The sequence below is a fragment of the Marinobacter sp. CA1 genome (assembly GCF_020546665.1).
GTDB classification, from domain to species: Bacteria; Pseudomonadota; Gammaproteobacteria; order Pseudomonadales; family Oleiphilaceae; genus Marinobacter; species Marinobacter xestospongiae.
Map to the genome: position 1 here is coordinate 3,704,881 of NZ_CP071785.1, position 12,695 is coordinate 3,717,575.

The window sequence follows — 12,695 nt, forward strand, 5'->3', positions numbered from 1 at the left end:
CTTATTCCGGCTTTGGTGCGGAACGGCGCCCTTTTCTTACCAACGCCCGAATCGGGCCAGACAGTGCGTAAATCAGGAAACCTGTAAACAGGACTGTGCCCGGGTCCAGGGCCACCACGACAAACATCAGCACCACCAGCAGGATCGCTGCGAACGGCACCCGACCACGAAGGTCCAGATCCTTGAAGCTACGGTAAAGCACGTTGCTAACCATCAGCACGCCGCTGCCACCAACGACCACAATCGTTAACGCGGTGAGCCAGTTGGCCGGCTCAAACGCGTGGAAACACCACACCAGCCCAGCCACACACGCAGCGGCCGACGGGCTAGGCAACCCAACAAAGAACTTTTTGTCCACCGAGCCGATCTGGGTGTTGAAACGGGCCAGACGCAGAGCTGCGCCGGCAACGTAGATAAAAGTGACGGCCCAACCGAACTGATCCAGGTCTTTCAGAGACCAGAAGAACGCAACCAGTCCCGGCGCCACACCGAAGGCAACCATGTCCGCCAGGCTGTCGTACTCTTCGCCGAACTTGCTCTGGGTGTTGGTCATCCGCGCCACCCGACCATCCAGGCCATCCAGAATCATCGAGACGAAAATGGCAATGGCTGCGTTATCGAACACGCCGTTAGCGGCCGATACGATGGCGTAGAACCCGGAGAACAGTGAAGCGGTGGTCAACGCATTGGGAAGCAGGTAGATGCCTTTGCGGCGGACCGGCGCCCCTTCAACTAGTTCTTCCTCAACCACTTCGCCGTCTTCATGAAGACAATCAGACTCCTTCATGCTGTTCTCGGTGTCCGTCACTGATTCGGTTGATGCGTCTTTCTTGGTTGTCATTCCAATCTACCCTGAAAATGTGTGCAGGCATTATAGCAGCCAGGCCACTGGCTCAGTCCGTCAGCAATACCACAGATTGTTACTCCACAACGAAAAACGCGGCCACCAGGGCCGCGTTTTTCTCAGAACTGCCGGATGGCTTAGTTCTTTTCCTTGTCCACGATCTTGTTCGCGGAAATCCAAGGCATCATCGCACGCAGCTTCTCACCAACCTGCTCGATCGGGTGCGCCGCGTTGTTACGACGGGCCGCGGTCATGGACGGGTAGTTGTGAGCGCCTTCGGAGATGAACATCTTGGCGTACTCACCACTCTGGATACGCTTGAGCGCGTTGCGCATGGCTTCGCGGGATTCGTCGTTGATGACCTCCGGGCCTGTTACGTACTCACCATACTCCGCATTGTTGGAGATGGAGTAGTTCATGTTGGCGATACCGCCTTCGTACATCAGGTCAACGATCAGCTTGAGCTCGTGCAGACACTCAAAGTAAGCCATTTCCGGGGCATAACCGGCTTCGGTCAGGGTTTCGAAGCCTGCCTTGACCAGCTCAACGGCACCACCACACAGAACCGCCTGCTCACCGAACAGGTCCGTTTCGGTCTCATCCTTGAAGGTGGTTTCAATGATACCGGTACGACCACCGCCCACACCGCTGGCGTAGGACAGTGCCAGGTTCTTGGCGTTGCCGGAAGCGTCCTGGAAGATGGCAATCAGGTCCGGAATACCGCCGCCCTTGGCGAACTCGGTGCGAACCGTGTGACCCGGTGCCTTCGGCGCCACCATGATAACGTCCAGATCCTTGCGCGGTACGATCTGGTTGTAGTGGATGGCAAAGCCGTGGGCAAAGGCCAGAGTGGCGCCCTGCTTCAGATTGGGTTCGATGTCGGACTTGTACAGCTGCGCCTGGAACTCGTCCGGCGTCAGAACCATTACCACGTCCGCCGCAGCAACGGCCGCCGGAACGTCGGTGACTTTCAGGCCATGAGCCTCGGCCTTGGCAATGGAGGAAGAGCCCGGACGCAGGCCAACGGTCACGTCGACACCGGAATCTTTCAGGTTACAGGCATGGGCGTGACCCTGGGAGCCATAGCCGATCACGGCTACTTTCTTGCCCTGGATGATGGAGAGATCACAATCTTTATCGTAGTAAACCTGCATGACAAACCTCTATTTTTTATTGGGCCCTGGGCCCTGGATCAATACGGATTAAAAGCGTTTATATGCTGAGGATCTTTTCCCCACGAGCAATGCCCGACACCCCGGTCCGAACCACCTCAAGCACTCCAGCAGTACCGACCGCCTGGATGAAGCCGTCGAGCTTCTCACTATCGCCAGCAAGCTGGACGGTGTAAACCGAACTGGTGACGTCCACGATCTGACCACGGAAGATGTCCACGGTACGCTTGATCTCGGCACGCTGGGAACCGGTGGCTTTGAGTTTGACCAACATCAGCTCCCGCTCGATGTGGGCGCCCTCAGTCAGGTCCACCAGCTTGACGACCTCAATCAACTTATTGAGCTGCTTGGTGATCTGCTCGATCACCTTGTCGGAACCGGTTGTGGTCACCGTCAGACGGGACAGAGTCTCGTCCTCGGTCGGCGCCACCGTCAGAGTCTCGATGTTGTAGTTACGCTGAGAGAAAAGTCCGACAACCCGCGACAGCGCACCCGGCTCGTTTTCCAGCAAAACAGAAATGATACGACGCATGGTGATCAGACCCTCTCCGTTTTGCTGAGCCACATATCTTTCATCGAGCCACGGGCAACCTGCATCGGGTAGACGTGCTCAAAGCGATCCACGTAGATGTCCAGGAACACCAACCGGTCTTTCATGGCCAGCGCTTCCTTGAGCTTGGGCTCCAGGTCTTCCTTCTTCTCAATTCGGATACCGACGTGACCGTACGCTTCCGCCAGTTTGATAAAGTCCGGCAGGGACTCCATGTAGGACTGGGAGTGACGGGACTCATAGTTCATGTCCTGCCACTGTTTCACCATGCCCAGTGCCTGGTTGTTCAGGTTGATGATCTTGACCGGCAGATCGTACTGCTTGCAGGTGGACAGTTCCTGGATGTTCATCTGGATACTGCCTTCCCCGGTAATGCAAAGCACGTCGTCTTCCGGAAAGTTCAGCTTAACCCCCATAGCGGCTGGCAGCCCGAAGCCCATGGTGCCTAGGCCACCGGAGTTGATCCAGCGATTCGGCTTGTCGAACTTGTAGTACTGGGCGGCGAACATCTGGTGCTGACCGACGTCGGAGGTCACGAACGCCTTACCGTCCGTCAACCGGCACAGAGCTTCGATCACTTCCTGGGGCTTGATGACATCCGGGCTGGTCTCATAGCGCATGCCATGGAATGCCCGCCACTCATCAATCTGCTTCCACCAGGCCGCCAGTGCGTCCGCGTCCGGTTGTTCTTTCGCTTCCTTCACCAGCGCGATCATCTCCTTGAGCACCGCGTCCACCGGCCCAACAATGGGCACGTCCGCGTCGATGGTCTTGGAAATGGACGCCGGATCAATGTCGATATGGACAATGCGCGCGCCCGGACAGAATTTCTCCGTGGCGTTGGTGACCCGATCATCAAACCGAGCACCGACCGCCAGAATCAGATCCGAGTGGTGCATGGCCATGTTTGACTCATAGGTGCCGTGCATGCCCAGCCAGCCAAGATGCTGCTTGTCCGTAGCCGGGAAGCAGCCAATGCCCATCAGGGTATTGGTCACCGGGTAGCCCAGCATGTGCGCCAGATCGGTCAACTGTGAGGAGGCCTTGCCCAACACCACACCACCACCGGCGTAGATGATCGGACGCTTGGCCGCCAGCAGCATGTCCACCGCCTTCTTGATCTGGCCGGCATGACCGCGAACCGCCGGGCTGTATGAACGCAGCTTTACCTTCTTGGGGTAACTGTATTCATACCGTTCGTTGGGCGTGGTCATATCCTTGGGAATATCCACCACGACCGGACCCGGGCGACCGGTAGCTGCGATGTAGTAAGCCTTGCGAATCACCTCCGGAATTTCTTCCGGGTGTCGGACACTGAGGTTGTGCTTCACCACCGGGCGGGAGACACCGATCATATCGGTCTCCTGGAAGGCGTCTTCCCCGATCAGCGAGGAAGCAACCTGACCACAGAGCACCACCATGGGAATGGAATCCATAAAGGCAGTGGCAATGCCGGTAATAGTGTTGGTGGCTCCAGGGCCTGAGGTCACCAGGACAGTGCCCGGTTTACCGGTGGCACGGGCATAGCCGTCGGCCATATGGACCGCCGCCTGCTCATGACGCACCAGAATGTGCTTGACCTCGTCCTGCCTGAACAACGCGTCATAGATATGCAGCGCTGCCCCACCCGGATAGCCGTAAATGTATTCGATCCCTTCATCCTGCAGGGACCGGATCAGCATGTCGGCGCCAGACAATAACTCCACGTTCTTCTACCCTCTGCTACGAGTGAATGATCCGGAACCACGTTCCGGTTGCCTGGATTCCGGTTCCCAGGCTTCTTGTGAAAGCCGGAACGGATGTCCGCCACACCAATAGACGAGAGGTTGTCTCCTGGCCAAACCGCGCTCCTGAGGGTTGCGGAGAGCGGCCAATCAACGGGTTGCACGAAAGCAACAACCATGGCGCGCACATGGCGCATAGCGTTCAGTGTGGTAATTGAAGGGGGATACTCGCTCGGGATTGCCTGCCGTATTGACCCCTGTCTTCAGGCAATCGGTAATTCTGACAGGGCGAAACTCGCTGTCAATAGCGACGAAGCCGGTGAGGACGCTACAGAGGCAGGAAAGAAAGCCCGATGAGCCACCTTTCCTGCCCAATCTGTGACCTGGGAAATTGCACTGAGCGAGTGAAACACCGCACAATAGGCCAGTAACGGTACCGGCCGTCCTGACGGCGCTCGGACTCAAACAAAGGACGACGAGAACAGGCATGAACAGCAGATCCCTTATTCTGGCGCTGACCATTGCACTGGCGCCAGGCGTAGCCAGCAGTGCATCGGTCTACAAATGGACCGATGAGAACGGCGTCACCCACTTTGGTGACCGGCAGCCTACCGGGCAACGCACCGAGTCGGTCAACATCCGCACGGGAGCACCAAGCGGCTCACCGTCTGCCAGCCGCAGCCCCCAGGAGCGCGCTGCGGAACTGGAACAGCGGCAGATGGACGAGGCGGAGATCGAGCGCCTGACCGAGGTCGAACGCGCCCGCCAAAAGCAGCGGGCCGCCAATTGCGAGACCGCCCAGGCCAACCTTAAGGTGCTGACCCAGGGGGGGCGTGTTCGGATGGAGGAAAACGGCGAACAACGCTATCTGTCGTCAGAGGAGATTGTTGAACAGAGAAGAGCGTTCCAGGAGCTGGCCGACGAGAACTGCGGCCCGGAAACGCCCTGATACTGAATCAGTGGTATGAAACGGGCGGGCTTTTCAGGGCCCGCCCTGGTCGCTGTCAGGCTTTCCGAAACACTAACTGATCATCCTGAACCGTGCCACGGATGGTATCACCCGGTACGAACTCTCCCTGCAACAGGCGCTGGGCCAGCGGGTTCTCGATCATCCGCTGGATCGCACGTTTGAGCGGTCGCGCACCGTAGACCGGGTCGTAGCCCACTTCCGCCAGCAGCGTCATTGCGGCCTCGTCCAGCTCCAGCTTCATATCCTGCTCACGCAACCGCTTGCTCAGCAGATCGATCTGGACCCGGGCAATGCCGTGTATCTGCTCCCCGCCCAGAGGGTGGAACACCACCACTTCATCGACCCGGTTGATGAACTCTGGCCGGAAGTGCGTACCCACCACCTCCATCACCGAGGCCTTCATTGCCTCGTAGTTTTCTTCACCGGCCTTCTGCTGGATGATGTCTGAGCCAAGGTTTGAGGTCATCACAATCACGGTATTGCGGAAATCCACCGTGCGCCCCTGACCGTCCGTCAGCCGGCCGTCCTCCAATACCTGCAGCAGAACATTGAAGACATCCGGGTGGGCTTTTTCCACCTCATCCAGCAACAGCACCGAATAGGGACGCCGACGTACAGCCTCCGTGAGATACCCGCCCTCCTCGTAGCCAACGTAGCCCGGAGGCGCACCGATCAACCGTGCCACGGAATGCTTTTCCATGAACTCGGACATGTCGATGCGAACCATGGCTTCCTCAGTATCGAACAGGAACGCAGCCAGCGATTTACACAGCTCGGTCTTGCCGACCCCGGTCGGCCCCAGAAACAGGAAGGAACCATTCGGTCGGTTAGGGTCCGACAACCCGGCACGGGACCGCCGTACCGCGTTTGCGACCGCCTCCACGGCCTCGTCCTGGCCAATCACCCGTTCGTGAAGTGCCTGCTCCATGCGCATCAACTTGTCGCGCTCACCTTCAAGCATCTTCGACACTGGAATCCCGGTCCACTTCGACACCACCTCAGCAATTTCCTCATCGGTGACCCGGTTGCGAAGCAGCTTCATCTCCATCATCTCGGCCTGACTGGCCATGTCGAGCTGACGCTCCAGCTCTGGGATCCGGCCATACTGCAGCTCCGACATCTCACCCAGGTTGCCGGCGCGGCGAGCGTTCTCGAGATCGATACGAGCCTGCTCAAGCTGACTCTTGATTTTCTGGGAACCGTGCAGGGCCGCTTTCTCGGTGTTCCAGATTTCCTCAAGGTCAGCGTATTCCCGCTCAATGGTGGCGATCACGTCCTTGAGTTCCGCCAGCCGCTTCTTGGACGCGGCATCGGTCTCCTTCTTGAGCGCTTCCCGCTCAATCTTGAGTTGGATCAGCCGCCGCTCCAGGCGATCCAGCGCCTCGGGCTTGGAGTCCATTTCCATGCGGATCTGGCTCGCGGCCTCATCCACCAGGTCGATGGCCTTGTCCGGCAATTGCCGGTCGGTGATGTAGCGGTGAGACAGCTTAGACGCAGCAATGATGGCGCCATCGGTCACTTCAACCCCGTGGTGCACCTCGTAGCGCTCTTTCAGACCACGGAGGATGGCGATGGTGTCTTCTTCACTGGGCTCTTTCACCAACACTTTCTGGAACCGACGCTCCAGCGCGGCGTCCTTCTCGATGTGCTCGCGGTACTCATCCAGCGTGGTGGCCCCGACACAATGCAGTTCGCCACGAGCCAGAGCGGGCTTGAGCATGTTACCAGCATCCATCGAGCCCTCGGCCTTGCCGGCGCCCACCATGGTGTGCAACTCGTCGATGAACAGGATGATCTGACCTTCCTGCTTGGCCAGCTCGTTCAGCACCGCCTTCAGGCGTTCCTCAAACTCGCCGCGGAACTTGGCACCGGCGATCAGCGCGCCCATGTCCAGGGACAGCACCTTCTTGTCCTTGAGACCGTCCGGCACCTCACCGTCCACGATACGCTGGGCCAAGCCCTCGACGATGGCGGTCTTACCGACCCCGGGCTCGCCGATCAGTACCGGGTTGTTCTTACGACGACGCTGCAACACCTGGATGGTGCGACGGATCTCGTCGTCCCGGCCAATCACCGGATCGAGCTTGCCGGCTTCCGCCCGTTCGGTCAGATCGATGGTGTACTTGCCCAGAGCCTGCCGGTTCTCCTCCGCCGAAGCGTCATTCACCGGTTCGCCGCCACGGACCTGGTCAATAGCGGATTCCAGCGCCGCCTTATCGACCCCCTGCTCCCGCAGAACACGCCCCAGGGTGCCGCGATCCTCCAACGCCGCCAGCAACATCAACTCGCTGGAAATGAACTGATCCTGGCGCTGTTGGGCAAGCTTGTCGGCGATATTAAACAGGCGCCCCATGTCGTTGGACATGGAGACATCACCGGCGGAGCCCTTTACTTCCGGCAGTTTCTCGATTTCCCGGGCCACCGCCTGGCGCACCCGCCCAGGCTCAACACCAACCTGCTTGAGCAGAGGCTTGATGGAGCTGCCCTCCTGATCCAGCAGCGCCTGCATCAGGTGCAACGGCTCGATGAAGTTGTGATCCTGCCCCACCGCCAGTGACTGAGCATCGGCAAGGGCGGTTTGAAGCCGGCTGGTAAGTTTGTCTATTCGCATAGTCTGGTTTCCCTGATCTGTCTGGATACCCACGCTCCATGGGTGCCGCCAGATGGTGGACGGCACGACCTTAACAACAGCATAGAACGGGGCACCCGATGCCTCTAACCGGTTCACCAGTCATGAGGCAATTCGTTGCTTTGAATCTATATGTAGGGCCCAGGATCAGGACTTCAAGCGCATCAACGACCAGATCGTCATTTTTTTGACGGAGGTCACTCCAACCAGATAAAGCTGGCCTGACGACCGGTCTCGCCGTCACGGCGGTAGGAAAAGAACCGGGCTGCATCAGAGACCGTGCAGAGATCACCACCGTAGACGGCCGTAACACCGATAGAAGCAAGCCGCAGACGGGCGAGCAGGTAGATATTTGCCAGGAAGCGCTCAGGATGGGTCGGGCTGGGGACAAACGCCGAATCCGCCCCAGCATCGCTTTGCAAAAATGCTGCCCTCACCTCCGGCCCGACCTCGAATGCATCCGGACCAATGGCTGGTCCAAGCCATGCCATGAGCTCTGCCGGCGGGCAGCCCATCGCCGCAACCGTTTGCTCGATCACCCCGGCGCACAGTCCCCGCCAGCCCGCATGCGCGGCGGCAACACAGGTACCGGCACGATCACACAGCAGTACCGGCAGACAATCCGCGGTGAGGATGCTGCAAACCAAACCTGGCTCCGCAGTGACACTGGCATCGGCAGACACACCGGCCGGTACCGGCAACCGAACGACCTGGGTACCATGAACCTGCCGTAGCCAGCCAAAGGCCGTTTCAGGCAGCCCCAGCTCCGTCGCCAGTCGCGTCCGATTAATGGCGACATCAGCGGCCTTGTCGGCCACATGATCCCCCAGATTCAACGACGCCCAGGGAGTCTCACTCACACCACCCTGGCGGGTGGTGCATCCCGCATGGACATGGGGCGGCGCAGGCCAGTCAGGGCGGATCAGCGGGAGATTACAGGGCATCCCGCTCCAGCGCCTCCCGATGCTGCCTCAGCGCCGCCAGCAGTCCGGTGAAATCCGCGGGCAGGTCGGTTTCCCAGCTCAGTACCTCGCCTGTCGCCGGGTGCTCCAGGGTCAACCGGCGAGCGTGCAGCGCCTGGCGCTGAAAGGCCGCCAGTACGTCCCGTAATTCCTCTGTGGTGCCTGGAGGCAGTCGCATACGACCGCCGTAAAGCGGGTCTCCCACCAGAGGGTGTTTGATGTGTGCCATGTGCACGCGAATCTGGTGAGTTCGGCCACTCTCCAGCTGGCAGCGCACGTGGGTGTGGGCAGCAAAGCGTTCCACCAGGCGATAGTGGGTGACTGCGGGCTTGCCGGCTTTTACCACCGCCATTTTCTTGCGGTCACGGGGGTGACGACCAATGGGCGCATCGACGGTGCCGCCACCGGTAATCGTGCCGACCATCACCGCCTCGTACTCTCGCCCCATGGTGCGATCCTGCAACTGCTCCACCAGAGAGGTATGCGCAATCAGGCTGCGAGCCACCACCATAATGCCCGAGGTATCCTTGTCGAGCCGGTGCACAATTCCGGCCCGGGGCAGCTTGTCGACCTCGGGAGCGTAATGCAGCAGTGCATTGACCAGAGTGCCATCGGCATGGCCCGCTGCCGGGTGCACCACCAGCCCCGCCGGCTTGTTGATGACCAGCAGGTGTTCGTCTTCGTAGACCACATCCAGCTCAATGGATTCCGCCTGCCAGCTGACCTGGACCTCAGGCTCGGCGTCCAGTTCCAGCCGGTCGTCCAGCATGACCTTGTCCCTTGGCTTGCAGGCCCGTCCATTCACGGTGAGCTGACCGGATTTGATCCAGCTCTGCAGACGGGAGCGGGAATGCTCAGGCATAAGCTCGGCGGCGACCTGGTCCAGACGCCGGTCACTGAGCTCGGGCGGGACGGTGTGAGATTCGGTGATGCGGTTTTCTGCGGTCATTCAGGACTCGATTCGATGGATTGGCATAGGAGGGTTACATTACGTCTTGGTCACGGAGACCGAGGACCGGCCAGGCCCCTGCACAAGACGTGGCAACCCCGTTACAATGGCCAACCTCGCGAGGTTGTGCAAGCAGCACCCCGCAAGGAGACCCGGCGACCCGACCGGCAGGACGGGCGTTGGCCAGTCAATCATTATACGGGATTCCGGCATGAGAACAGTTGTTCGCGCCCTTCTTCTTACCATTCTGGCGGTGATGCTCAGTGCCTGCGCCACCAATTCCAAAGAAGCTCAGGTGCTGCCGGAGGAAACTTATTACGACAATGCCCGTAGCGCCATGAACTCGGGCAACTTCACCGAGGCGGAGCGCAACCTCGACTTTCTGGAAACTTACTATCCCTTCGGCCGCTACGCCGAGCAGGCGCAGCTGGACCTGATCTACGCCCGCTACCAGAACCTGGACCTGGAAGGGTCCCGAGCCGCCGCTGATCGCTTCCTGCGCCTGAATCCCCAAAGCGATCACGCCGACTACGCGCTGTACATGCGCGGCCTGGCCTCCTACAACCTGGACCTGGGGCTGGCCGGTCGCTATTTCCCAATTGATGTCAGCGCCCGGGACCCCGGCGAGCAGCGCCAGGCCTTTCGCGACTTTTCCACCCTGATCAACCGCTACCCGGACAGCGAGTACGCCGCCGATGCCCGTCAGCGGATGATCGCCATCCGCAACCGGCTGGCGGAGCTGGAACTGGAGGCTGCCCGCTACTACATCACCCGGGAGGCCTATCTGGCGGCCAATAACCGCGCCCGCTACGTGCTGGAGAACTTCTCCACCACACCCGCGCTGGAAGACGCCCTGATCATCATGGCAGAAACCTTCCGCTTTATGGGACTGGACGATGCGTCCAGCGACGCCATCCAGCTGTTGGCCATCAATTTCCCCGACAGCGAAGCCTTCTCCGCCGACATGAAGTTCCAGCCCAGCCTGCTGAAACGGCAGAATCGCTCACTGCTGAACGTGGTAACCTTCGGTTTACTGGGTGGCGACTAACGCCTGAACGCGGTGGGAAGGGCTGGCCGGGCCCTCTTGCTGGCTTTACAGAGAAGAAACCACAGGCGGGCCTTTCCCGCCTGTCGGGTCAACGCAGCAGACTTAACGCAGTCGACTCGCCAAACGGACCGTCATTTCCCGATCTTCCATTTGTTGGTGATGGGATAACGCCGATCCTTGCCAAAGCCCCGCTCGGTAATCCGTACGCCAATGGGCGCCTGCCGGCGCTTGTATTCGTTGATGTCCACCAGCCGCGCGACCCGCTCCACATCCGCCCGCTCAAAGCCCGCGGCCACAATGGCGTCAGCGCTGTAATCCCGCTCTACGTAGAGGTTGAGAATACGGTCGAGTACATCGTAGTCCGGCAGGCTGTCCTCGTCTTTCTGATCCGGCGCCAGCTCCGCTGACGGGGGCCGGGTGATGACCCGCTCCGGGATGACGGCTGACACGGTATTGCGGTAACGGGCCAGACGGAAGACCAGGGTCTTCGGTACGTCCTTGAGTACGTCAAAGCCACCCGCCATATCGCCGTACAGGGTGGAATAGCCAACCGCCATTTCACTCTTGTTCCCGGTGGTGAGTACCAACGCACCGAACTTGTTGGACAGCGACATCAGCAACACGCCCCGCAGCCGGGCCTGCAGATTCTCCTCCGTGGTGTCCGGCGACGTGCCCTCGAAGGGCGCTGCCAGGGTCGCCATAAAGCTGTCGTACATCGGCTCGATGGAGAACACATCGTAGTGCACGTTGAGGGCCTGGGCCTGAGATTCGGCATCCTCCAGACTCATGCTGGAGGTATAACGAAATGGCATCATCACCGCCCGCACCCGCTCCGGCCCCAGGGCATCGACAGCCACCGCCAGGGTCACCGCGGAATCGATACCGCCAGACAGGCCCAGCACCACCGACTTGAAGCCGTTCTTGTTCACGTAGTCCCTCACCCCCAGCACCAGCGCCTGGTAGACGTTCTGCTCCAGTGATGGCTCCGGCAGGGCCGGTTGGGACAGGGGCTGGCAATGGTGCTCCACCAGGAACGTCACCGGATAAAGCCCTTCGGTAAACTGCGGCGCTTCCATCGCCTGCTCGCCCGAGTGGTCGAATACCATCGAGCCGCCATCAAACACCAGTTCATCCTGCCCACCCACCAGGTTGACGTACACAATGCTGACCTGGTTTTCACGGGCTTTACGCTCAAGCAGGGCCTTGCGACGGGCCTGCTTGTCAATGTCATAAGGCGACGCATTGAGGTTGAGGATCAGCTTGGCACCGGCGGCGGCGGCATCTTCAACCGGACCATCGCGCCAGACGTCTTCACAGACAGTGACCCCCACCGGAATGCCTTTGATGGCGGTCAGGCAGATCTCGCCGCCGGCGGCGAAGTAACGTTTCTCGTCAAACACCTGGTAGTTGGGCGGACACTGCTTGTAATAGCGACCGCGAACCTCGCCGTCAGCAATCACCAACGCGGCGTTGTACAGCAACCCGCCTTCCCGCCACGGCGTTCCGATGACAATTGCAGCAGGCAGGTCCGCCGCCAGCAGTGTTTCCAGAGCCTCATCCAGACGAAGGTCCAGACTGGGCCGCAACAGCAGGTCTTCCGGTGGATAACCGGTGAGGCACAACTCAGGAAACACCACCACATCCGCGCCATGGTCCTGAACTGCCCGCCGGGTGGACTCGATCACCAACCGGGTATTCCCGGGGATGTCTCCCACCAGGAAATCAATTTGCGCCATCACCACGTTGAGGGTGCCGGCCTGACCTGCGGCGGATTCCTGCTCGCGGGACTGGGACATTGGAGTGCTCCTGTAACTTGTTGCCGATTAACGGCTATTATACCCCGCAGC

10 protein-coding genes are annotated in these 12,695 nt (G+C 59.9%); 2 read left to right on the forward strand and 8 right to left on the reverse strand.

The window, feature by feature from the left end:
* Position 1: 1 nt before the first annotated feature.
* The 4 genes from pssA to J2887_RS16990 all read right to left on the reverse strand — a co-directional run bounded on the left by pssA (position 2) and on the right by J2887_RS16990 (position 4,272).
* Positions 2-787 (reverse strand): CDP-diacylglycerol--serine O-phosphatidyltransferase, encoded by a 786-nt coding sequence (pssA, locus tag J2887_RS16975; RefSeq protein WP_227176159.1) that lies wholly within the window; start codon positions 785-787, stop codon positions 2-4.
* A 194-nt stretch (positions 788-981) separates the two neighbouring features.
* Positions 982-1,998 (reverse strand): ketol-acid reductoisomerase, encoded by a 1,017-nt coding sequence (gene ilvC / locus J2887_RS16980; protein WP_227172271.1) that lies wholly within the window; start codon positions 1,996-1,998, stop codon positions 982-984.
* A gap of 58 nt (positions 1,999-2,056) precedes the next feature.
* On the reverse strand, positions 2,057-2,548 hold the full coding sequence (gene ilvN, locus J2887_RS16985) for an acetolactate synthase small subunit (RefSeq protein ID WP_227176160.1): 492 nt from the start codon (positions 2,546-2,548) through the stop codon (positions 2,057-2,059).
* 5 nt (positions 2,549-2,553) lie between these two features.
* Positions 2,554-4,272: an acetolactate synthase 3 large subunit gene (locus tag J2887_RS16990; protein ID WP_227172272.1), complete on the reverse strand. Its 1,719-nt coding sequence runs from the start codon at positions 4,270-4,272 to the stop codon at positions 2,554-2,556.
* A gap of 505 nt (positions 4,273-4,777) precedes the next feature.
* Between J2887_RS16990 and J2887_RS16995 the strand changes: the two genes are divergently transcribed.
* Positions 4,778-5,239 (forward strand): DUF4124 domain-containing protein, encoded by a 462-nt coding sequence (locus J2887_RS16995; RefSeq protein WP_227172273.1) that lies wholly within the window; start codon positions 4,778-4,780, stop codon positions 5,237-5,239.
* 55 nt (positions 5,240-5,294) lie between these two features.
* Here the strand turns inward: J2887_RS16995 and clpB are convergent, their stop codons facing one another.
* The 3 genes from clpB to rluD all read right to left on the reverse strand — a co-directional run bounded on the left by clpB (position 5,295) and on the right by rluD (position 9,800).
* Complete coding sequence (gene clpB / locus J2887_RS17000; RefSeq protein ID WP_227172274.1) at positions 5,295-7,871, reverse strand: ATP-dependent chaperone ClpB; 2,577 nt, start codon at positions 7,869-7,871, stop codon at positions 5,295-5,297.
* 215 nt (positions 7,872-8,086) lie between these two features.
* A complete protein-coding gene (gene pgeF / locus J2887_RS17005; RefSeq protein WP_227172275.1) occupies positions 8,087-8,833 on the reverse strand; it encodes a peptidoglycan editing factor PgeF in 747 nt (248 codons plus the stop codon).
* On the reverse strand, positions 8,823-9,800 hold the full coding sequence (gene rluD / locus J2887_RS17010) for a 23S rRNA pseudouridine(1911/1915/1917) synthase RluD (protein WP_227172276.1): 978 nt from the start codon (positions 9,798-9,800) through the stop codon (positions 8,823-8,825). The genes pgeF and rluD overlap by 11 nt, the downstream gene beginning before the upstream one ends.
* A 211-nt stretch (positions 9,801-10,011) precedes the next feature.
* Between rluD and J2887_RS17015 the strand changes: the two genes are divergently transcribed.
* Entirely contained in the window at positions 10,012-10,848 is an 837-nt protein-coding gene (locus J2887_RS17015; protein ID WP_227172277.1) for an outer membrane protein assembly factor BamD, read from the forward strand.
* A 131-nt stretch (positions 10,849-10,979) separates the two neighbouring features.
* Here the strand turns inward: J2887_RS17015 and J2887_RS17020 are convergent, their stop codons facing one another.
* The gene (locus tag J2887_RS17020) at positions 10,980-12,644 is read right to left on the reverse strand and encodes an NAD+ synthase (protein WP_227172278.1); all 1,665 of its coding nucleotides are present in this window, start codon (positions 12,642-12,644) and stop codon (positions 10,980-10,982) included.
* Between the last annotated feature and the right edge of the window lie 51 nt (positions 12,645-12,695).

What these genes read in the sequence shown, in the direction of transcription:
- pssA (WP_227176159.1), bottom strand. Translation starts at nt 787, where the DNA reads ATGAAGGAGTCTGATTGTCTTCATGAAGACGGCGAAGTGGTTGAGGAA.
- ilvC (WP_227172271.1), bottom strand. Translation starts at nt 1,998, where the DNA reads ATGCAGGTTTACTACGATAAAGATTGTGATCTCTCCATCATCCAGGGC.
- ilvN (WP_227176160.1), bottom strand. Translation starts at nt 2,548, where the DNA reads ATGCGTCGTATCATTTCTGTTTTGCTGGAAAACGAGCCGGGTGCGCTG.
- J2887_RS16995 (WP_227172273.1), top strand. Translation starts at nt 4,778, where the DNA reads ATGAACAGCAGATCCCTTATTCTGGCGCTGACCATTGCACTGGCGCCA.
- clpB (WP_227172274.1), bottom strand. Translation starts at nt 7,871, where the DNA reads ATGCGAATAGACAAACTTACCAGCCGGCTTCAAACCGCCCTTGCCGAT.
- pgeF (WP_227172275.1), bottom strand. Translation starts at nt 8,833, where the DNA reads ATGCCCTGTAATCTCCCGCTGATCCGCCCTGACTGGCCTGCGCCGCCC.
- rluD (WP_227172276.1), bottom strand. Translation starts at nt 9,800, where the DNA reads ATGACCGCAGAAAACCGCATCACCGAATCTCACACCGTCCCGCCCGAG.
- J2887_RS17015 (WP_227172277.1), top strand. Translation starts at nt 10,012, where the DNA reads ATGAGAACAGTTGTTCGCGCCCTTCTTCTTACCATTCTGGCGGTGATG.
- J2887_RS17020 (WP_227172278.1), bottom strand. Translation starts at nt 12,644, where the DNA reads ATGTCCCAGTCCCGCGAGCAGGAATCCGCCGCAGGTCAGGCCGGCACC.